General features: G+C 45.7%; 23 protein-coding genes, 2 pseudogenes, 1 riboswitch and 1 other annotated feature. Of the genes and pseudogenes, 12 read left to right on the plus strand and 13 right to left on the minus strand.

What is annotated here, in order from left to right; translation table 11 throughout:
- Positions 1 to 40: 40 nt before the first annotated feature.
- Positions 41 to 718, minus strand: a complete 678-nt coding sequence (locus CW734_RS13730; protein ID WP_101191099.1) for a response regulator transcription factor — start codon at positions 716 to 718, stop codon at positions 41 to 43.
- Positions 711 to 2,099, minus strand: coding sequence for a sensor histidine kinase (locus CW734_RS13735; protein ID WP_101191101.1), 1,389 nt, complete (start codon positions 2,097 to 2,099; stop codon positions 711 to 713). The genes CW734_RS13730 and CW734_RS13735 overlap by 8 nt, the downstream gene beginning before the upstream one ends.
- 740 nt (positions 2,100 to 2,839) lie before the next feature.
- Between CW734_RS13735 and CW734_RS18375 the strand changes: the two genes are divergently transcribed.
- From CW734_RS18375 to CW734_RS13745, 3 genes are read left to right on the plus strand one after another with little or no spacing between them, the layout of a single operon-like run.
- Complete coding sequence (locus CW734_RS18375; RefSeq protein WP_157824169.1) at positions 2,840 to 2,989, plus strand: hypothetical protein; 150 nt, start codon at positions 2,840 to 2,842, stop codon at positions 2,987 to 2,989.
- Positions 2,990 to 3,029: 40 nt separating this feature from the next.
- A complete protein-coding gene (locus CW734_RS13740; RefSeq protein WP_101191103.1) occupies positions 3,030 to 3,470 on the plus strand; it encodes a YdhK family protein in 441 nt (146 codons plus the stop codon).
- Positions 3,471 to 3,505: 35 nt separating this feature from the next.
- Positions 3,506 to 3,955 carry a DUF305 domain-containing protein gene (locus CW734_RS13745; protein WP_101191105.1) on the plus strand — a complete coding sequence of 150 codons (450 nt, stop codon included), beginning with the start codon at positions 3,506 to 3,508 and terminating at the stop codon, positions 3,953 to 3,955.
- Between the two features lie 52 nt (positions 3,956 to 4,007).
- Here the strand turns inward: CW734_RS13745 and CW734_RS13750 are convergent, their stop codons facing one another.
- Both CW734_RS13750 and CW734_RS13760 read right to left on the minus strand, forming a co-directional pair.
- Positions 4,008 to 5,264 carry an MFS transporter gene (locus tag CW734_RS13750; RefSeq protein ID WP_101191107.1) on the minus strand — a complete coding sequence of 419 codons (1,257 nt, stop codon included), beginning with the start codon at positions 5,262 to 5,264 and terminating at the stop codon, positions 4,008 to 4,010.
- Positions 5,265 to 5,327: 63 nt separating this feature from the next.
- Positions 5,328 to 5,571: a binding site (T-box leader), on the minus strand.
- 73 nt (positions 5,572 to 5,644) lie between these two features.
- Positions 5,645 to 5,875: a hypothetical protein gene (locus tag CW734_RS13760; RefSeq protein ID WP_101191109.1), complete on the minus strand. Its 231-nt coding sequence runs from the start codon at positions 5,873 to 5,875 to the stop codon at positions 5,645 to 5,647.
- A gap of 500 nt (positions 5,876 to 6,375) precedes the next feature.
- On the opposite strand from CW734_RS13760, the gene CW734_RS13765 reads away from it, so the two are divergent.
- Positions 6,376 to 6,591 carry a DUF6366 family protein gene (locus tag CW734_RS13765; protein ID WP_101191111.1) on the plus strand — a complete coding sequence of 72 codons (216 nt, stop codon included), beginning with the start codon at positions 6,376 to 6,378 and terminating at the stop codon, positions 6,589 to 6,591.
- Between the two features lie 31 nt (positions 6,592 to 6,622).
- Positions 6,623 to 7,123 carry a hypothetical protein gene (locus CW734_RS13770; protein WP_101191112.1) on the plus strand — a complete coding sequence of 167 codons (501 nt, stop codon included), beginning with the start codon at positions 6,623 to 6,625 and terminating at the stop codon, positions 7,121 to 7,123.
- 69 nt (positions 7,124 to 7,192) lie between these two features.
- Here the strand turns inward: CW734_RS13770 and CW734_RS13775 are convergent, their stop codons facing one another.
- The 3 genes from CW734_RS13775 to CW734_RS13785 form a co-directional block, all read right to left on the minus strand.
- Positions 7,193 to 7,384 (minus strand): hypothetical protein, encoded by a 192-nt coding sequence (locus CW734_RS13775; protein WP_101191114.1) that lies wholly within the window; start codon positions 7,382 to 7,384, stop codon positions 7,193 to 7,195.
- 26 nt (positions 7,385 to 7,410) lie between these two features.
- Entirely contained in the window at positions 7,411 to 7,872 is a 462-nt protein-coding gene (locus tag CW734_RS13780) for an NUDIX hydrolase (RefSeq protein ID WP_101191116.1), read from the minus strand.
- 178 nt (positions 7,873 to 8,050) lie between these two features.
- Positions 8,051 to 8,668, minus strand: a complete 618-nt coding sequence (locus tag CW734_RS13785; RefSeq protein ID WP_101191118.1) for a YczE/YyaS/YitT family protein — start codon at positions 8,666 to 8,668, stop codon at positions 8,051 to 8,053.
- A 97-nt stretch (positions 8,669 to 8,765) separates the two neighbouring features.
- Between CW734_RS13785 and CW734_RS13790 the strand changes: the two genes are divergently transcribed.
- The 3 genes from CW734_RS13790 (at position 8,766) to CW734_RS13800 (ending at position 10,598) form a co-directional block, all read left to right on the plus strand.
- Complete coding sequence (locus CW734_RS13790) at positions 8,766 to 9,218, plus strand: MarR family winged helix-turn-helix transcriptional regulator (RefSeq protein ID WP_101191120.1); 453 nt, start codon at positions 8,766 to 8,768, stop codon at positions 9,216 to 9,218.
- A gap of 21 nt (positions 9,219 to 9,239) precedes the next feature.
- A complete protein-coding gene (locus tag CW734_RS13795; RefSeq protein WP_101191122.1) occupies positions 9,240 to 9,752 on the plus strand; it encodes a spermidine/spermine N(1)-acetyltransferase in 513 nt (170 codons plus the stop codon).
- Positions 9,753 to 9,983: 231 nt separating this feature from the next.
- On the plus strand, positions 9,984 to 10,598 hold the full coding sequence (locus tag CW734_RS13800; protein WP_101191123.1) for an FMN-binding negative transcriptional regulator: 615 nt from the start codon (positions 9,984 to 9,986) through the stop codon (positions 10,596 to 10,598).
- 65 nt (positions 10,599 to 10,663) lie between these two features.
- A riboswitch (guanidine-I (ykkC/yxkD leader) is annotated at positions 10,664 to 10,759 on the plus strand.
- A gap of 162 nt (positions 10,760 to 10,921) precedes the next feature.
- On the opposite strand, the gene CW734_RS18505 is transcribed toward CW734_RS13800, so the two are convergent.
- On the minus strand, positions 10,922 to 11,065 hold the full coding sequence (locus tag CW734_RS18505; RefSeq protein ID WP_180956283.1) for a hypothetical protein: 144 nt from the start codon (positions 11,063 to 11,065) through the stop codon (positions 10,922 to 10,924).
- 436 nt (positions 11,066 to 11,501) lie between these two features.
- Here CW734_RS18505 and CW734_RS13805 point away from each other — a divergent pair, with 436 nt between their 5' ends.
- The 3 genes from CW734_RS13805 to CW734_RS13815 all read left to right on the plus strand — a co-directional run bounded on the left by CW734_RS13805 (position 11,502) and on the right by CW734_RS13815 (position 13,175).
- Positions 11,502 to 11,843, plus strand: a complete 342-nt coding sequence (locus CW734_RS13805; protein WP_101191125.1) for a DMT family transporter — start codon at positions 11,502 to 11,504, stop codon at positions 11,841 to 11,843.
- Positions 11,843 to 12,157, plus strand: a complete 315-nt coding sequence (locus tag CW734_RS13810; protein WP_101191127.1) for a DMT family transporter — start codon at positions 11,843 to 11,845, stop codon at positions 12,155 to 12,157. Before CW734_RS13805 ends, CW734_RS13810 begins: the two co-directional genes overlap by 1 nt.
- Positions 12,158 to 12,278: 121 nt before the next feature.
- A complete protein-coding gene (locus tag CW734_RS13815) occupies positions 12,279 to 13,175 on the plus strand; it encodes a 3-hydroxyacyl-CoA dehydrogenase (RefSeq protein ID WP_101191129.1) in 897 nt (298 codons plus the stop codon).
- A gap of 196 nt (positions 13,176 to 13,371) precedes the next feature.
- Here CW734_RS13815 and CW734_RS13820 read toward each other — a convergent pair whose 3' ends face one another.
- The 3 genes and pseudogenes from CW734_RS13820 to CW734_RS13830 all read right to left on the minus strand — a co-directional run bounded on the left by CW734_RS13820 (position 13,372) and on the right by CW734_RS13830 (position 16,344).
- A complete protein-coding gene (locus CW734_RS13820; protein WP_101191131.1) occupies positions 13,372 to 13,710 on the minus strand; it encodes a YflT domain-containing protein in 339 nt (112 codons plus the stop codon).
- A 193-nt stretch (positions 13,711 to 13,903) separates the two neighbouring features.
- A complete protein-coding gene (locus CW734_RS13825) occupies positions 13,904 to 14,869 on the minus strand; it encodes a carbohydrate kinase family protein (protein WP_101191133.1) in 966 nt (321 codons plus the stop codon).
- 32 nt (positions 14,870 to 14,901) lie between these two features.
- Positions 14,902 to 16,344, minus strand: a pseudogene (locus tag CW734_RS13830) (glycoside hydrolase family 32 protein).
- 562 nt (positions 16,345 to 16,906) lie between these two features.
- On the opposite strand from CW734_RS13830, the pseudogene CW734_RS13835 reads away from it, so the two are divergent.
- A pseudogene (locus CW734_RS13835) lies at positions 16,907 to 17,106 on the plus strand (cold-shock protein).
- A 506-nt stretch (positions 17,107 to 17,612) separates the two neighbouring features.
- Here CW734_RS13835 and CW734_RS19165 read toward each other — a convergent pair.
- Positions 17,613 to 18,005 (minus strand): alpha/beta hydrolase fold domain-containing protein, encoded by a 393-nt coding sequence (locus CW734_RS19165; RefSeq protein ID WP_232787070.1) that lies wholly within the window; start codon positions 18,003 to 18,005, stop codon positions 17,613 to 17,615.
- A 1,367-nt stretch (positions 18,006 to 19,372) separates the two neighbouring features.
- Entirely contained in the window at positions 19,373 to 19,609 is a 237-nt protein-coding gene (locus CW734_RS13850; protein WP_101191137.1) for a DUF3953 domain-containing protein, read from the minus strand.
- Positions 19,610 to 20,066: the final 457 nt, after the last annotated feature.

Below are 20,066 nucleotides of genomic sequence, written 5' to 3' on the forward strand. Positions count from 1 at the left end.
AGAGCCAGCTGGAACGTTTCCCGCTGGCTCTTTTGTGCGTTTATTCGGCTTCGTTCAACCATTTATAGCCGACGCCCCAAACGGTCAGGAAATGCTTGTCGACCGGAAAGCCGGATTGGCGGATTTTCTCCCGGACGTTGCGGACGTGCGAATCGATCGTGCGCCCTTCTGTTTCCGAGTCATAGCCCCAGATGAGCAAAATCAATTGGTCGCGCGAAAACACTTTGCCCGGGTTTTTCACTAATTGCCCGACCATGAAGAATTCTTTCGGCGTCAGTTTGATCGGCGTACCCAAATAGCTCAGTTCAAAGCGTTCTTCGTTCCATTTCAAACCGCCCACTTCGATAATGTTTTTCGGCGCCTGCCGCCTGAGCAGCGCTTCGATGCGGGCGAGCAATTCTTCTTCATTAAATGGCTTGGTGATGTAATCATCCGCGCCGAGCTTGAGCCCTTTGACGATGTCTTCCTGCTGCTCGCGCGCCGTCAGCATGATGATCGGCACATCGGAAAAACTGCGGATTTTGGCGCATAGCTCAAAACCGCTCATCTCGGGCATCATGATGTCGAGCAAGACGATATCGAACGCCTGCGTTTCCAAATAACGCAAAGCTTCCCGCGGTCCTTGCGCTTTTGTGCATTGATACTGATGGGGCGTTAAATACAAGGACAATAAATCGAGCATGCGCTGCTCGTCGTCGATCAATAAAATTTTATGCACGCCCGTCCCCCCTTTTCAATGTAATGGTGACCGTCGTTCCCAACTTCGGCGTAGAATCGATGGTGATGTGGCCGCCGTGCGATTCGACCAGCTCCTTGGCGATTGCGAGTCCAAGACCGCTGCCGCCAAACTGACGGGATCTGGATTTGTCTACGCGGTACAGGCGGTCGAAGACAAACGGCAAGTCTTTTTGCGGAATGCCTTCGCCCGCATCGGTCACGCTCAGTGTGATGGATTCCTGGTCTTGACGCCCTTGCAAGGTCAACGTAGTGTTCGGCTCGGAATGCTTGCGCGCATTGTCGAGGATATTCAGCAAGACTTGCTGGAAACGCGCCGGGTCGATCCACGCGGTGATTTCCGGATCGCATTCGACTGAAATCGTGATGTTCTTGTCATTGAATGCCGGGCGCACGAGCGCTGCGACCGAATGGCATAGCGCATCGATCTGCACTTGTTCTTTCTGGATCGTAAATTGATTGTGGTCGAGCTGTGCCAGTTCGAATAGTTGCTTGATGAGCTTCGTCAAATGGCCGGTTTCCTCGCGGATGATCGCGAGGTATTCATCCCGCTCTTGTTCCGTCAGCCCAGGGCGGCTCGCGATATCGGCGTAGCCTTTCACATAGGTGAGCGGCGTGCGCAGTTCATGGGAGATGCTCGCAAGAAAATCGTTGCGTTCTTGCTTGAGCCGGTCCAAATCATCGGATAGATGGGTGATGGCATTCGCCAGTTCACCGAGCTCATCGTTGCGTTCGATATGAAGCGCCACTTCGCTTTGGCCTTTGCCCAGTTTCTCGGTCGCTTCTTTCATGCGAATGAGCGGCAAGGTGATAAAGCGCGACAATAGGAAAATGGTGATGACCGTCAACAGCACCGAGATCAAGCCGCCGAGAATGAATTGATTTCTCATGCGGTCGACCATTTCTTTAATATGATTCGTTTCCGCGAACATAAAGACATGGCCGCGGTGCTCGCCGCCGATGGTGATCGGGCTGTCGGTCGCGATAAAGCGCTCGTCGCGCCAATTGTCTTCAAGGATTTCGCCTTGTTCCGGAATCTGTTCGATATCGGTATGGCCGAGCACGTCGAGCATTTCCGGTTCGATCCGGTCGGAATGGGTCAATTCATTGCCGGTTTCATCCGTGATGATGACAATGAAGTCCGAGGACGATTCCATCATCGCGACGTGGGACAAGGTCGTTTCGTTGAAGCTGTCTTCGAGCACTTCGCTATGGGTATTGCCCCTCGCGAGCAAGTTTGTCATCACTTCATCGACGCGTTCGTTGACATAGGTGATGTAGAGCGTCGAAAACAAGAACAATTCGATGCTGACGATGAAGAAGAAAAATAATAGGCCGATTTTTAATGCCAGTCGATTGAACATATACTCCCTCTTTCAGCGACTCTTTTTTTCACAAAATGATACCGTATATTCCGCAAAACCGCTCCGAAAAGCTTTGCTCAACTCTCACTTTGTTCGAGCATCGCAAATGAATAAGCTCAGCTTCTCTTCGCTTATTCATTTCCTGTGGGCGAGCGCCGAGCCTCCTCAGTCGCTCCGCGCCTTGCGGGGTCTCGGCTGTCTCGCTTTCCCACGGGAGTCTCCGCAGTTTTGCTCCATATTTTGAACTTAATATGATGTTGTAGTTTGTATCAAAAGCAGAATCATTTCATCAATTTAAGTTTCATCGTTTATAAAAGTTTCTGGATTGAACGTATTATTCCTTTATATATAGCAATTCATTCTACTATACCGGATAAGTTTCGAGTTTTTGTGCATATCCGGGAAAAGCTGCTTGCTTCTGCCACATAAAACTTAATTAATTTCCAGAAAGATAAATTGTCACGTTTCCTGCACACTTTATGCAGAACTTCGGGGTAGCTTAACCATATAGGGCGTGTTTCATATTTTCTTCCGTTGACATTCCGCAAAACCGCTACGCTTTCCTGTGGGCGAGCGCCAAGCCTCCTCAGTCGCTTTGCTCCTTGCGGGGTCTCGGCTGTCTCGCTTTCCCACGGGAGTCTCCGCAGTTTTGCTCCATGTCTATCAGACAGAAAATAGAAGCTGCTCGTTGTTAGTATTTAATTCCAGGAAGCATACAACTAAGAAAAGAGGGGTAGAAAATGATTAAAGACAAGATGATGATGGGTGCGATGTCGATTGTGGCTGCTTTGGCGCTATCGGCGTGCAACCCAGATCCGTCGCCTTCCGATGCACCGATGGATATGGATGAGCAAATGGACGAGAACATGGGAGAGAATTCGATGAGATGAACGACCAAATGGATGAAAATATGGACGATGAAGATGCCATATGATGGATCATTCCGGTTCCGGCGAAGTTCCGGACGATTTGCAGGAAGCACAAAATCCAACATATGAAGTCGGAGGACAAGCCATTATCGAGACAGATCATATGAGCGGTATGCAAGGTGCTGAAGCAACCATCGCCGGCGCATATGATACGACTGTGTACGCGGTGAGCTATACGCCTGAGGGCGGTGGCGATCCTGTCGAAGACCACAAATGGGTGATCCACGAAGAATTAGAAGATGCACCTGAAGAACCTTACGCAGCGGGAGATGAAGTCGTGCTCGATGCCGACCACATGGAAGGCATGGACGGCGCTTCTGCAACCATCGATTCTGCCGAACAGACGACTGTTTACATGATTGATTTCACAACAACCGATACTGAAGAAGAAGTGACCAACCATAAATGGGTCACAGAAGATGAATTAGCGCCTGTTGAGTAACACACGACCAAAAAATCATAAAGGAGAGAGAGATGATGAATAATTATTTGAAATTCGGAATCATGATCGGAACGTCTACCTTCATTATGTATTGGCTGATGTATTTGAATGTCTTTGAGTTTGCACATGTCGCATTTAGTGAAACGCGGCTCTATATGGCTTTGATCATGGGCTCTGTGATGGCGATCGTCATGTTGCTGTTCATGTGGCCGATGTACAAGAACAAGAAAGCAAATGCCGGAATCCTTGCCGGCAGCGCGCTGATCTTCGCCTTATCGCTTTACCTCGTACGCAGCCAAGTGCTCATTGAAGACACCGGCTGGATGAAAGCGATGATCCCCCACCACTCGATTGCGATTTTGACGAGTGAACGCGCGAACATTTCCGACCCGCGCGTGAGACAGTTGGCGGATGAAATCATCGAAGCCCAGCGCAAGGAAATCGCGGAGATGGAACAATTGATCGAGGACTTAGAGAATGAATAATAAACATTTCAAAGAGAAAGACGTGCTGAAATTCCAGCACGTCTTTCTCTTTTTAAATTGACGGCCTTTCGCCTTCCAATGCAAATTCGGCTGCATCGCTCTCTTTGGATTGCTTGAAACTCACCGCCAACAGCAACAGCGAAATCCCGAACATGACGGCGGTCGAAGCGACGACCACTGGCTGAACGGAAATCAGTTCCGACGCCACACCGATGATCGCTGTCGTGATGATGATGAGCAGTGCTTCTAGAAGACTATAGACGCTGACGGTCCTGCCCATGACGTCGACAGGGATATGGTTTTGCGTGAAGGTGTGGAAACCGGTATTGGCGAAGGCGAGCGAGAACGCTAGGATGAAAAATCCGGTCGCTGCGCCGGCGAATGAACTCGAGAACGCGTAGACGAGATAACCAATCGACACCATCACCGATCCACCGCCAATCAATGCAGCGACAGTCAATTTCTTCGTGAACACGGTATTGACGATAGCCCCAACAATAATCCCGGATCCTGCGATACTCACGAGAAATCCGTATTCGCCGTCTGTCAGGCCGAGCACCCGTTTCGAGAAGGTCGCTTCCTGTGAATCGATCGCCGTCGCCATGACCATCATGCAGCTGAATAAAAAGAAGACCGTCATGACAAGAACGTAGCGTTTGCTGAAGGCTATAACGATTCTCCAGTCAGCACGGACTATTTCCCAGGACATACGTTCAGGAAGTTTCACGTCTCCTTTCTTTTGTTCAAGCTTCGGCATAAAACTAAGTATGATTGCAGAAACGAGGAGAGCAACTGCGTTCAAATAAATGGCCGTCACCGGCGTTCCCATCATGAACAAGACACCAGCGACTGCCGGACCGATAAGAAAGGCGCCTGAGTCGATCAGGCTGCGGAATGCATTAAAGCGCTGGCGGTTTTTCTCGGGGATCAGTTTGGTGATATACGTCATCGACGCCGGTTCAAACATCGAACCTGCCATATTGATGAGCAGCACGAATACGTAAATGAGCCATAAAGTTGAAGCGAACGGCAGGCAAGCGATGAGCACTGCCCGCAACAGATCAAGCGTGATCATCAAATTGCGCTGGTCGACCCGGTCGATGACGTTGCCTGACCAAAAGTTCGTCAATAGTGTCGCAGCGGGCTTGACGATATAAAGCCCCGCGACTGCAAGCGCCGATCCGGTCATGTCGAGCACGATCAAGTTCAAGGCGATCAAATACACCCATGCCCCGAAGTTCGCGATGCCGATGCCTGTCAGTAATACAGCTGGCTCCCGCCATTCTTTGTCTTTCCATATCCCTTTCATCTCCGCCACCACTTTCCGTTAATTTTTGGGCAAATAAAAAAATCCCGCCCCCAAGACAATTGTCTTGGGGACGAGATTCCGGTCGTGGTGCCACCCCTGTTCGCCCATATGTCGCCATATGGGTCTCATTCGGTACATTGGATCTATACCTGAGCTCTGTAACGGGAGCTCCCGCCGCATCATCCCCGCCTGGTTCCGATGCGGTGCTCAGAGGCTTGTTTCGCTGGCATCCTTTTGCCCCGTTCCACCACCCTGGAGCTCTCTAGGAAAAGGATTTGCCAGCTACTGTTCTCTTCGTCGCACTGAATTTTGATTTTTACTAGATTACCATGTGGAGATGGACTTGGTACATAATAAGTTTCTGTCCATTTCACCAACATTCACTCAACCGTTACTCGGGATGCAAGAAAATAAGGAATATTAGGCGTGGTATCAAACGGGGTCACTTTGACGCGATCGCCTTCTTCCAGCTCCTCGAACGAGCTGACGGCTCCGCTGAATTCGGTATGGTCGGTCAGGAAGATTTCCTCTGTGGCGTCTTGCCGCGCATCATCTGTATGGACTTCCAGAATAAAGCTTGCTTCCGTCTTTTCAGCCACTGTTCCTTCCAACCTTCCGCAACCTGTTAAAAATACTAATGAAATGATCAGTAAACTAATTAGCTTCTTTATTGTTCTCACTCCCATCCCCGCAACATTTTATGTATTGCTCACTTTTTAAAGCCATCTATCGTTTTCTTAATTGCTTTAATCACGAAATAAACGACCGCAATGGTTAGAAGCAGCATTACGAGCATTGCTCCTGGTGCCATGATTTCGCCCCCTTTGTTCGACTGCAATTTATATGGATTTTATGGAAAATATTGATAAATAAATCGTCATATATAATCAAGGCAGAATATAGTTAATCATGAGCAATTTCACCTAAAAGAAATAACTGAATTATGGAACATTTTGGAACCAATGCAGTATAGTTAAATGAAACCGTTTTGAAGCATTGTGTTAAAAGATAGAGAGTGAACCGTTTCATGCGCCTTTTTTTGGGAAAATCATTAAGTAACACGCATTTACACTGGACTTGGCAAAAAATTTAGAGTTAAGGAGGAATCAATATGTCTAAAAACAACAAACCAGAAGACCAACGCGACCGCCTGCAATTGAAAGACCAAAAAGAACATGCAGGCAGCAATGTCAACGACTCGACCAACCGCGCACAAAGCGGCATGCCCGATACGAGAGGGATGGGCTTGAAGGAAATCGGCGGGGTCATTTTGCTGTTGGTGATCTTGGTGATTGCTTATGGTTTGTATCAAATGTTTTTCGGTTGAGACGGCCGTTTAGCGGAAGGGATTGGGGAAGTTGAATAAGAAGATTTTGATTGTGGTGTTAAGCTTGATGGTGTTTGTGGCTTTAGTCGGCGGGACGCTTATGTTTTTGAAGAGCAAGCCTCCACTTGAGACGACTACAGTGGCCTCGGACCAAAACCAGCATTTTGTCATTGTCGGATTTGGTAATAAGGGATGGGGAGATATCCAATTGACGGAAGTGGCAGTCAATAATTTTGAAGAGCCGATGAAAAGCAAAATACAGATGAGCAATCCAATGCAAGGTTTCATCATGACAGATGATTTTGAATCTGAAGAGTCACAGCCTTACCGCTTCACCGAGATCGATGAGGCCACAATCAAAACAGGCACGTCTCCTACCGCCACTTTAGAAAAACAGAACAACGGCACCGCTTCTGAAGATGATGAGACTTACGGGCTTACGGTCATGCACGACGAAGTCATTCAGACCGTCCACATCAAATACAGCTATTTTGGCATTACCTTGTTTGAAGAAGTAGAGATATCTATTTGATTTGCATCTCGAAAAAAAGACGCGGCTTATTTAAAAAGCTGCGTCGTTTTTTCTTGCCATATATATTTTCTAATCTTCTCTTTGCTCAATCCGCCAAGCAATGTACCGCACAATTTCACCGACAAAAAAGGCACCGAGCACCCAGGGAACTAAGCTGTATCCTGCTCCGTCGGCATAAACTCCCGCTATCACCAACGCAATAATGGCACCGATGAGGAATGATAAATGGTAGGCCTTATTTTCTTTTAAGTATTCTCTCATCAGCTTTACTCCTTATAGGTGAAGGATTATTTCAAAATGGGCAAGCTCCCCTTATTTACCCAATCCACTATAAAACGCTTCTGATGCGAATTGATTTTCGGTAGTTCATCCGGTTTAAAAAAGCGATGCTCGTGGCTTTCTTCCCCTTCTTGAATCAGCTCTCCTGAAAACTCTTGAGTATGGAAAATAATTTGCGCGCTATAGACCTGGTCGCCGTTTTGGTATTCAGCATAGCCTTCTTCCCCTGAATAAAGACCGAATAGCTGCAAGTTCTCTGCTTGCAGGCCGGTTTCTTCATACGTTTCCCGGATGGCCGTCTCAAGAAATGTTTCGCCAGGCTCCATGACCCCGCCGGGAATGCCCCAAACGTCTCGATCTTTTCTATGCTGAAGCAAAATCCGGCCATCTTGTTCAATGATGATTCCACAGCCGACCGTCATCAATAGATTCGAACCGATCAGCTGGCGCATGTCTTTTATATAATTCATAGAAACCTCCTCACTACATATCTCGCAAAACCTTAAACCCTCTTCTAGATTGCTATTCCTTTTGGTCTTTTTAATATAGCAAAAAAACCCAACAATAAATCAAACAAAGAGAAGAATTTTCAGATTCTTCTCTTCGATCTCTTGCTATCCATTTTTCATTCATTCGTTAAGTTCAACATTATGGTATGAGTGACCCTTTCGGCAGCAGCATACGATCCAAAGTCTTCGCCGTCACAGGCATAATCGCATTCAAGATAAGCCCGCCGAAACATACGGTCAGCACTGTCCCAATACCGATTGGTCCCCCAAAAACAATTGCCAAGACCAGGAACATCAAATAAATGGCGGTTCTGGAGAAAAACAAATTGGTTCTCGCGAGTTCTTTTACGAGAAGCGTCAGGCGGTCCACTGGAATCGGCGCGAAATTCGTGTGGAGATAGATTGCTGTGCCCACCCCTACTGCGAAGAGACCCGCTGTAAAGTAGAGAATCTGGCTGGTGACACCAACAGGCGTAATCGCTGTGCTCAATGTATGAAGCCAGAAATCAATGCCAATTCCGACAATGACGGCGGTCATGATGCCAAGGAGTTCCGGTTTTTGCCGGCCGAGCATGGCGTTGCCGACGATCATGATGGCGGCGATGATGATTTCCCAACTCCCGACCGTCAACCCGATGTTAAAGCTGAGGCCGACCAATAAAGCGTCGAATGGTGACGTGCCGAGGTCTGACAAAATGGTCAGCGCTATTCCGAGTGACAATAACAGTAAGCCTGCGACGTAAAAGAAATATTTCATTTTTTTCGCTCCTCCTTCTTGCATTGGCCGAATGGTTCTTGTACACTCAATATAATTCATTATTGTTGCAAATGCAACATAATAAAGGAGTTATTCTATGGCAGAAATTCTGCGTGAAATCGGCATGATTGCCCGTGCCCTTGATTCCATCAGCAATATCGAATTCAAAGAGCTGGAGCTGACGAAAGGGCAATACCTCTACCTCGTCCGCATCTGTGAAAATCCCGGCATCATCCAGGAGCAATTGCTCGACCTCATCAAAGTCGACCGCTCCACTGCGACACGGGCGATCCAGAAACTGGAGAGCAACGGATTTATTGAAAAACAGAGTGACCCGGACAATAAGAAAATCAAAAAGATCTACCCGACCGAAAAAGCTCGCCAGGCCTACCCCTTCATCATCCGGGAAAATGAGCATTCCAATGCGGTGGCACTCGAGGGCTTTACCGAACAGGAAGCGTTGGAGGCCGAGCGCTATTTGCGCCGCATCCGCCAGAACATCGAAGTCGATTTCGAATCGGTTAAAAAAGGCCATAAGCGTGATTACTAATCATTAAAGGAGCGAATCTTCATGGCAAGCCTACGTAAATGCACAACAAACGATCTTCAAGAACTGCAAGACATCAGTATTCTCACTTATAAAGAAACCTTCGACGAACACAATAGCGAAGAAAACATGAACGCCTATCTTGAAGCGGCCTATAACAAGCCGAAGCTCGAGAGAGAACTCGCCACCCCCTCTTCCCATTTCTATTTCGCGATGGTCGATAATGAAGTGGCCGGCTACTTAAAAATCAATACAGACGAAGCGCAAACCGAGCCGATGGGCAGCGAAGCGCTCGAAGTCGAACGCATCTACATCAAGAAGAAATTCCAGAAAAACGGCGCGGGGAAAGTGTTAATGAACCAGGCGTTCGAGATGGCGGAACGACTCGGCAAGAACAAAATCTGGCTCGGCGTCTGGGAGCATAACAATAACGCCCGCGCCTTCTACGAGAAAAAAGGCTTTGTCGAAACCGGCAGCCATTCGTTTTTCATGGGCGACGACGAGCAGACGGATTTGATTTTGACGAAGACACTATAAAGAGGCGAACCATTGACGTTTATAGAGGAAGTTACGTAAAACTGCTTCGCTTGCCGCGGGCGAGCGCTGAGCTGCTTCCCTCGCTGCGCTCAGTGCAGGGTCTCATCTGCCTCGCTTTCCCGCAGGCGTCTTCGCAGTTTCACTCCACATCTTATATTCATTTAAGTAGAAGTGTTCTATTCTTATCTTTTCCACACAAATGATAATATTATTTAGATAAGGCGGTGCGTCATGTATATCCCAAAATACTATAAAGTGAATGATCCGGAAGAGATTCGTGAGTTTATCCAGGCCAATGCGTTCGGCACCTTGATCACGACGCGAAAAGACCGGCCGATTGCGACTCATCTCCCCTTGCAGTTCAAAAAGGAAGGCGAGGATTATTACCTGACCGGCCATTTCGCTTATGGCAATCCGCAATGGCGCACGATTGAAGAGGCCAATGAGGTTCTCGTGACGTTCCAAGGTCCTCATGCTTATGTTTCATCTTCCTGGTACGAGCAGAAAAATGTGCCGACCTGGAACTATCAATCGGCGCATGTGTATGGGACGGGACGGTTGTTGTCGGAAGACGAACTGCGTGAGGATTTGGTGACGTTATTGGAAACATACGAACAGCATCGTGACGAGCCAGTGCTGTGGGATACCTTGCCAAAAGAAATGCTGGAGCAGGAAATCAAAGGCATTGTCGGTTTCAAGCTGAAGATCACCGAAATCCAGGCAGCTTACAAATTGAGCCAAAACCGCACGGCGAAAGATTACCAGAACGTCATTGACGGGCTGCGGCAAGAAGACCATCCGGCTGCGCACGAAGTGGCGGACGTCATGGACAAAAGACGCCCCTAGCCGCCTGACCCTTATCGCTTGAAGTTCAGTTCCGTTTCTTATATAACTAAGGTAATTGAATGACAAAAAAAGTTTTCTAGGGTTCCGCAGCACAGCTGGCCTGGTCCGAGAGAAAACACACAGCTCATGCTGTGACACGGAGGGACAAAAGCCTGGGAGAAACTGTTTTTACAGTTCTCCTGGGCTTTTTATTTTGTAAGCCGATGCTTTTGCGAGTGTTGTGAAGCACGGAATAACGGGACAAACTAAAAAAGAACCCCTGCATACAGGAAGTTCTCGTTAATGGTCCGAGCTTCAGAAAATCCAGCGCCCTGAGGCACGGTTCATGATGGTTTCTCTAACTCGTTCATTCTTTTTTCAAGTTCTTTGACACGATTGTTGCTCGTAAGCGCAGTGGTAAAGGCAATAATCGCGAAAGTGAAACCAGACAGGCCGAAAATAAAGCCCATGAGTCCAAAGACTTCCATGCAATCCCTCCTCTGTTGACCTTAAGCAAGGCTTTTTTTCGCTTATTCCTGGACTGATTGTATCGGAATTGTAAAGTGACAAGCTTTATTCCACGGAATTGGAGACATTCATTGTACCATTTCCAGTGTCTGGAAGATATCGGTTCGTTACCGAAACGACAGCACTTTTAAAAATCCAGCAACAGCAAATATGTTGAAAACTACCTCGAATAACATACTTGGATTCGTGTTACCTTCGTTTTATGAATTTTATTAACCTGGATGAAAAGCGGAAGGTGGCGACTCCTGCGGGAATAGCATGAGTCTTGAGACCCACAGGGAGCGAAGCGACCGAGGAGGCTCAAGCCATGCCCGCGGAAAGCGTCCACCTGCAGCGAATTCATTAGTTGATCTACTTATTAGTTTTTTACTTTATTTATTATTAGGAGGAATTCCAATGAATCTTCAATGGGGAAAAGTATTGATCGCGGCATTGTTTGAAGTGGCGTGGGTTGTGGGATTAAAACATGCGGATTCGCTCGGCGATTGGCTAATTACCGTCGTTGCGATCGGTGTCAGCTTCACTTTGCTGATCGATGCCGGAAACAAATTGCCGGTCGGTACGGTGTATGCAGTGTTCGTCGGGCTTGGGACGGCCGGAACGGTCTTGTCCGAAATCGTTTTCTTCAACGAACCTGTCAGTGCCGCGAAACTGGTATTGGTCGGGATTTTACTGCTCGGCGTCATCGGCTTGAAACTCGTGACACCGGATTCAGCACCTGAAAGGAGTGAAGCATGATGGCTTGGATTTCGTTGATATTTGCAGGGATATTTGAAATGGTCGGCGTCGCCATGATCAATAAATGGCATCACGACCGCAAATGGCAGTCACTCGCGATGCTCATCGGCGGCTTTGTCGCGAGCTTCTTATTTTTGTCCGTTGCGATGGAATCACTGCCGATGGGAACGGCGTACGCGATCTGGACCGGCATCGGGGCATCGGGCGGCGCAATCATCGGCATGCTGTTCTATAACGAATCAAAAGACTGGCGGCGCATCCTGTTTATCGCGATGGTGCTCGGGTCTGCCGTCGGGTTGAAGCTTGTTTCTTAATTAAAGAATGGCGAAATCTTCCCGCTTCCCCTACTATGAGAATTAGAGATCGTTGGCAGAAACATCATTTTTTGCCAATACACCAAGACTTGCATCATCTATTCAAAGGGAGTGGGATGGAATGGATTTCAAGTATGTAACGGTCGCAGGAAGCGGTGTGCTGGGCAGCCAAATCGCTTTTCAGTCTGCGTATCATGGATTCGAGGTCGCGGTATACGATATCACCGACGAAGCCTTGACTCGCGCGAAAGAACGATTCGAAGTGCTCAAAGGGCATTTCAAGAAAGACTTAAAAGCGACAGATGAAGAATTGGACGCAGCTTATCATCGCCTGTCTTTCCACACGGATTTAGGGGAAGCCGTGAAAAACGCTGATTTGCTGATTGAAGCGGTGCCTGAAGTGCTCGATATCAAAAAGGAATTTTACACGGACTTGGCAAAAGTCGCACCGGAACAGACCGTCTTTGCGACCAATACCTCGACGATGCTGCCGAGCACCTTTGCGGAATATACAGGACGGCCTGAGAAGTTTTTGGCGCTTCATTTCGCTAACGATATCTGGCGCAGCAATACCGCAGAAATCATGGGCCATGGCGGAACCGACGAGTCGGTCTTTAACGATGTTGTCGAATTCGCTAAAGCGATTGGCATGGTCGCGCTGCCGCTACAGAAAGAACAGCCTGGTTATATTTTGAATACTTTGCTTGTGCCGTTTTTGAACTCTGCGCAGTATTTGGTCGTCAATGGCATCGCCGATCCGCATACCGTCGACAAGACCTGGATGATCGCAACCGGCGCGCCGAGAGGACCTTTCGCAATTTTGGATGTCATCGGCATCAACACGCCGTATCACCTGTCGGTCGCCAAAGCGAACGCCGGCGACGGAGAAGCCGCCAAAGTCGCAGAATATCTGAAGACGGAATTCCTCGACAAAGGCCGCATGGGCATCCAGAACGGTAAGGGATTCTACGATTACCCGAACCCGCGCTATATGGATAAGGATTTTTTGAAAGAATGAGATAAGAAAACCCACATCGCCGTGTGTGAATGAACACATGGTGATGTGGGTCTTTTAGATTCCCTCTTTGTTATCTCCAACAGAATCAGGTGGGACAAGTTCCTCTCTTACTTTGCCTCATCAAATTTTCTTCATGAAGCATTGTGTAACAGTTCGAAAGTGTGAAAGCGATGCTGATTCCCATGGTAATCAGAAACTATTGACCACCATGTTGATGCTCTGTATATAGCACAATTCCTTCATTTTCAAGAATGTCATGAAATTCTTCGATTTCCGTTTGGGTTAAGTTTAGTTTGGTCAATTCTTCTCGTACCGCGTCTTTCCCGGTAAACATAGACTTAAATTTGTCTGTAACAGTTTCTGTTTCATGCGTCTGCACTTCTTCTTGGGTTTCAATGGCATTTAGAATATCCGCATTTTCCGCTAAAACATGAATATTATTTTTTGTATGCCCGTGAGATTTCATTGCTTCTACCTTTGCCTCAAGTTCCTGTTCAGTATAAGCCACTTCAAACGTACGGTTTGTCGGTTTCATACTAATCAGCCTCCAAGGTATTGTCTTACTAGTGTTTACCCGTCTAGCTGAAAAGTTAAAACATGAACCACGTTTAAAGTGCTTGTTGTAAAATCATAGAAGATCGTTAAAAGAGCCTGCGTTGTAAGTTGGTTGCTTCTCTGGCAATGAAGTATTTAGCCTTGGGTCAATAAACCAGCCTTCCCACAATAGTTTATTTCATCAACTCCAAAACCTCATCTTTCGTGGGTAGCGCAGAAATAGCCCCTTTTCCAGTCGTGACCAGTGCCCCGCTGGCATTCGAGAAAGCCAGCAGTTCTTGATGATGCTCTTTTAGTATGGCTTCCAGATTGCCTTGTCCTGCATCCAACTTCAGCAATTGGTACAAGAAAGCGCCTGTGAACGCGTCTCCTGCCCCAGTTGTATCTTCGACTATCACCGAATATCCCGGAGATGAATATTTTTCATTCTGTACGTACAAATCTGCACCTTTCGCGCCTTTCGTTAACACCACTGCCAATACGTCTCCAGTGAACAAAGAGGCTATGGCTACGGACTCGTCCGCTATGCCGGTGATGAATTCCAGTTCGTCGTCGGAAACTTTGACGATATGCGCCTTCGGAATGAATTCTTGGATGGTCTCGCGGCATTGCTTTGGATTGTCCCAAAGCGGCAAACGCACATTGGGGTCAAAACTGATGATGGCGCCGTGCCTCTTGGCTGCCCCGATCGCTTTTACGTGGGCTTTTTTCATCGGGCTGTCGACTAAATCGACCGAACCGAAATGCAGCACATCGCCTTGCCCAAACCAGCCGTCCTTCACTTCTGAAGCTTGAAGAAGCAAATCGGCGGAAGGATTCCGGTAAAACGAAAAGTCCCGTTCCCCGTCTGCGCGCAATGAGACGAAAGCAAGCCCGGTGTTTGCCTCTTTAGTCCGTGGAATCTTATCGATTTTCACTCCCACCTCGGCAAGCCGTTCCAACAGAAAATCACCAAAGGCATCTTGTCCGACTTTGGTGATCAATGAAGCTGTGCCGCCAAACTTTGCAACCGCCGCTGCCACATTAGCAGGCGCACCGCCAGGCACTCGTGTAAAAGAATCCACATCTTTTAAGCCGATGCCTTTTTGATGGGGAATAAAATCGATCAGTATTTCGCCAATCGAGAACAAGTTTCCCATTCGGCACCTCTCCCTCTTTGGACTTTCATTCATCAATAGTCCCACTTCACCGCTTTGAACGCAGCTCGGCCGCCTGTCGCAAAAAACCGGATTTCCTGGCTTCTAATATCCGGGAAGATCCTTGCGCTAAACACTTCTTCCCCGTCGTTCACAAAAATCTCCACGGATGACGAATCGACAAACAACTGAAACTTGTACACGTCTCCGGCGATCTTGCATTTGCGTTCGGTTCCATGCTTGCTGCCAATCACTTTGCCGGATAACGCGCGGTCCATGATTACTTTCCCCTGGACGGCATCAAATTTGATCACCGTTTTTTCTTCATTGCCCGCACGGAATTCGATGCCATATTCCAAGGCGTCCCCTCGTTCAAATTCACAGATAAGCTCGTACGTGACCCCTGTGAATCCTTCAACCACTTTCGTTTCATCCGAAAGTTCACCTTGTGCCTGGGTTTTAGTTTTGCGGAGTGATTGAAGTTCCGGCATCGGCGTCTGGATGATTTTCCCGTCCCGAAGCGATAATTCCCGAAGGATGGTCAAGCAGTTGGCCCATCCACTTATATCGGTAGGATACTCAATTTCAGGCAATCCCATCCAGGCCACCATTAGCCGCCTGCCGCTCGGATCCTTCATCGTGTGCGGGGCATAAAAATCAAACCCGCGGTCCAGTTCGATAAAACCTCCGTGAGTCAATTTTCGTCGTTCCAAATCGATTTTCTCACCCAGCACATAACCAGCCTGGTAAATGTTTTGATATAGATCTCCCTCCGGCTCGAGTCCTTGCGGAGAGAAGATTAGGATCCCTTTATCTCCCATTTCGAAATAATCCGGGCACTCCCACATAAACCCGAAGTTATCCAAGTTGGTGGCCAGCTCTCCTTCAAACTTCCATTCCAGCAAATCATTCGAACTCAGTAAACAGACAGCCCCTGTTTCATCGGTTCGTTGCGCGCCGATGACCGCATAATAACGGTCTTCCACTTTCCATAACTTCGGATCGCGGAAATGCTCGGTATATCCATCCGGCACTTTATCAAGAACGGATTTTTCGATTTGATGATATTTCCTTCATCATCCATGAGCGCGATGCACAGGTAAGGATGTCTCACGAGATTCTCATCCCGCGTATTGCCGGTGTATAGCAAATACAATTTCCCGTCATGCTCAACAGCACTTCCCGAATACGCCCCATGGCTGTCAAAATACTCGTCCGGCTTTGATCGCTATTCCGACATTCTGCCAATTTACAAGGTCTGTCGATTTGGTGTGGTACCAATACTTCAATCCATGGAAAGGACCAAGCGGATGCCATTGATAATACAAATGATATTCCCCATTGTAAAAACAAAAGCCGTTCGGATCATTGAGAAGCCCAGAAACCGGTTGGATATGGAAGGTTTGCCGCCACGTACAGCTATTGACTCTTGAAATCAAATTGTCGATATCTTCTTGGCTGATCTGTTCGAGCCGAATATAACTCTTCCCCGCGGTAACTCCATCTTTGTCATTTCTCTCATTCTCCTTTTAATAAAAGCAGAATTTTATATTGACGGATGACTTAAAAATTCCCTTGATCTCCTTTCCCAGTAATCAAAATCTCTGGATGGCATCGGCTATACACCACCTGAAACGAAAGCGTTTATTTAAAAGGATTATAATATTTTAGGGTATTTTATCAATGAGACACACCTAAAAGTCTGATATTTCTGTAAATTTGTGATAGGTATGTGTCTGGGATTTTGTCGGGTGGCTGGACTATGGGATGATTTGATTTTACTTAGGGATGGTACAAATCTTCCATATCTACATCTTCCAACTCAAGTAAGTAGACAGTTTCAATGACAAGGCATGTATTAATATCATCCCTAAAAATAAGATTGAATCCTTTTGCTATCTTTTTCATCACATCCATGTTACCTTTAGTAAGAGTTATTTTTGTTCGGTTCAGATTGAGAATACATTTTGTTTTCGTCTAAGGTATTTGAGCAAGGATAGTAACACATTGTGTGGAGATCCACACCAGGAGGCAACAATTATGGAACAAGGTACAGTGAAATGGTTTAATGCAGAAAAGGTTTTGGTTTTATCGAGCGTGAAGCAGGAGATGACGTATTCGTACATTTCTCAGCTATCCAAAGCGACGGTTTCAAATCTTTAGACGAAGGTCAAACTGTAACATTTGATATCGAAGAAGGACAACGTGGCCTACAAGCTACAAACGTCACAAAAGCTTAATAACAGCTTTAGAGAGACCCTATATTATATAGGTCTTTTTATTTAAATTCAGGGTTAGCTACTTTCATGAACGGATGAAATATAAACTAATTTTAAAACCTATTTGTTTTCCTGCTTAAAAACTGGCAAAGGGAATCCATTCGATCCTAGAAGCGGCAATACGGGTTCCTAATTACGAATGATATTGATTATTTTATGTTGGGCATCTTCAGCTTCAGGAACCGGCATAACAACAAACACATGATTCATCTTGGGATATACAAAAGTTTGGATTCCAATTCCTTGCTTCGTTAATTTTCGTCCAATTTAACTGCGTCTGATATATGAGTTCATGTGTTCCGACAAATTGAGTAATCTTGCCGAGTCCAGTTAAATCTCCATAAATCGGGCTAATCAAGGGATCCTCTAAGCTTTTATCATCAGACCAAATATTAGTGATTACGTTCATTCCCCGGCCGATAACATCGGATCCTTTTTCGTATTTCGGGATAAGGGATTATCAAGGGTTAGATCGACGGCTGGGATAACAAAATGATATCCTTCGGTTGAGGCAAATCATCTATTTTTAACAGTTGGGCCAGCCCAAGCGCGATATTCCCCGGCTGAATCCCCATGATAGTCAGTTGCCCAGGACTCTCAACTGTCCGAAGCATCTCTTTGTACAGGCTCAACAGTTTCGGATATGTATGCTTGTAATTAAAATGGGGCACTTTTGGATAAATAGGCGCGATGATCTTTGCATTTACTGACTGTGCAATCTTATCCATGAGCTTCCAATGGAAAGACAAAAGCTGGTTCGTCCACGCTCCGCCGTGCAAATACAGCACCACTTTCTGTTCCCGGGAATTCTGGTCGTTTAAGGTGAACACCTGTATGTCTTCATACATCTCTTCTTTCAACGAATTGGAAAGCTCATATTTTCAATCACATATGGTTTGATATTTTCAGTTCCTCTTTGCTGCACGAACTTTGTGGTGTTTGCGACACTGGAGAACCCCTTTTTGTACCTCGCAAAATCAGGTATTTCTCGAGGATCCGACTCTTTAAGGACCGTTTTCCCCATAAGTTTGGATAACCATTTACTAGCCCCCTCTAAATGCACTGAAGACTCCTTACAATTCACTTCACTATCTGTCTGGTGAATCATATACTTCTCTATCCAAATAAAATTCACCTCTAACAATGATACTGGTCTCTTCTTAATAGGAAAGAGTTTGTGAAACTATCATTTATAAATTAAAAGAAGAAGAAAAGTATATTGCTTTTCTGCTCCCAATAGTCCCATTATATGTAAACTATTACTCATTCAAAAATACAATCTTAAAGCCTTAGAATATAGCATTTTGAATGTATCACTTTTTCTAACAAATTCACTTTCGTCTTTAGTATTGCTAACTTCTTTAAAAGAGATTCTGAATGTAACTTAATTGCTACTAAGTTACATTCACTTCCTTAAGAAATTCCCTATTTTTCTTGGACTTTAACGAGTCTAATGAGCCAGTATAAAGCAATCCACGGCAGAATAAATTTAGTGATCCAGGCAATGGCATTTGAAAAACGATCGAATTAATGCCGATTACTGGTCCTAACACCCATAATAGAGCAATTATTATTACTAATATCAAGTACTTCAATTGGTTCATCCTTTCTTAAGCAACTTTAGTATCTGAAAGTAACTTAATTCACATTAAGTTACTTTCAGATTTACTTTAGATTCTTTCAAGCCTCTAAAAGTAAACTGGATAAAATAAACGAAAGAATCACAATGGCGGGAATAGTAATAATGCCTGATATTAATTGAGTTTGAGTATTTAGAGGGATATATGCATTTTCAAGCCACGCAACAAATTTAAAAGTAAAAAGAAAATAACAAAAGTCACTAAATAATAAATCAGTTTTTCTGAGATTTTTTTCAATGTAGCCCTCCCTTTATACTTACTGGATCGTAACACTTGTTTTGAACGTAACTTAACTGCACTTAAGTTACGTTCAGTTTTCTCGTTAGCCTTACTGAGACTCTCTTTTGAAAACATGACGTGCATTTATATAAAAGACGCTGCCAAGTAAAAAAAGCAATACATTCATCCAGGAAGCGATGCCTGAATAATCATTATTCAAAACAAAGACGCTTAGAAAATTGACGATCATGAACAGAATTAAAACTATGTACATGCCTTTTACGAATTTCATATTGCTTCTTCCTTTCCCATCAGTGAACTTCTAACTTTATTTTTCTATATGTAAATTTTTGAATATAGCTTGAACCTCAAGCACTTACTAAGAACGCTTGTGCCGAAACAAAGAGGATAAACAGAGAACTCAGGACAAACATATAGCCCCAAAACTCTTTTCGATCGTTTTGAATTCTTTCAAATCCCGCGACTAACATAAACATTCCAAGCGTCAGCATGACGTATGGCATTAGCGTAAAGTTCTGGCTCCATAACACGTAAGCTCCAAATCCAATTGATGCTAGCTGGAGGATGATCCTGAGTATTTTCATGATGGTATTACTCCTCTTCTGGATAGTCGTTCTAAACATGACAGGGTAATTAATTGTAGAAGCTACTCTTCTGAGCTAGGGTTTGGGAGATTTCGATTCTTTAATGTCCAAAATGCCGAGAATTGGAGAAATAATCAGTGCAGCTAATAAAAGCCAAGTAAGTACCCAGTTATCGCCCCATGAAGTGAGTAGATAAATCAAACTGTAAAATGCAATGAGGAAGGAACCATACTTTTCTAAAAACTTTACATAAGACTTGAACATAGTGAACCACTCCCCCTCGCACGCGTTTTTCGAGCTAGCTCTGGACAGTCCAGTTACATTTTCGATCACATTGAAAAAAATCAGTACTCCCAGCTTTTTTATTACGGTGGATTAACATGAATCGCCGCACCTAAAATTGCAACTACACTTTGCGAACGTACTTAAATTTCCTCTTACTGGAATTCTTCATTAC

Origin of the sequence: Planococcus sp. MB-3u-03 (assembly GCF_002833405.1) — a bacterium.
Lineage (GTDB): Bacteria > Bacillota > Bacilli > Bacillales_A > Planococcaceae > Planococcus.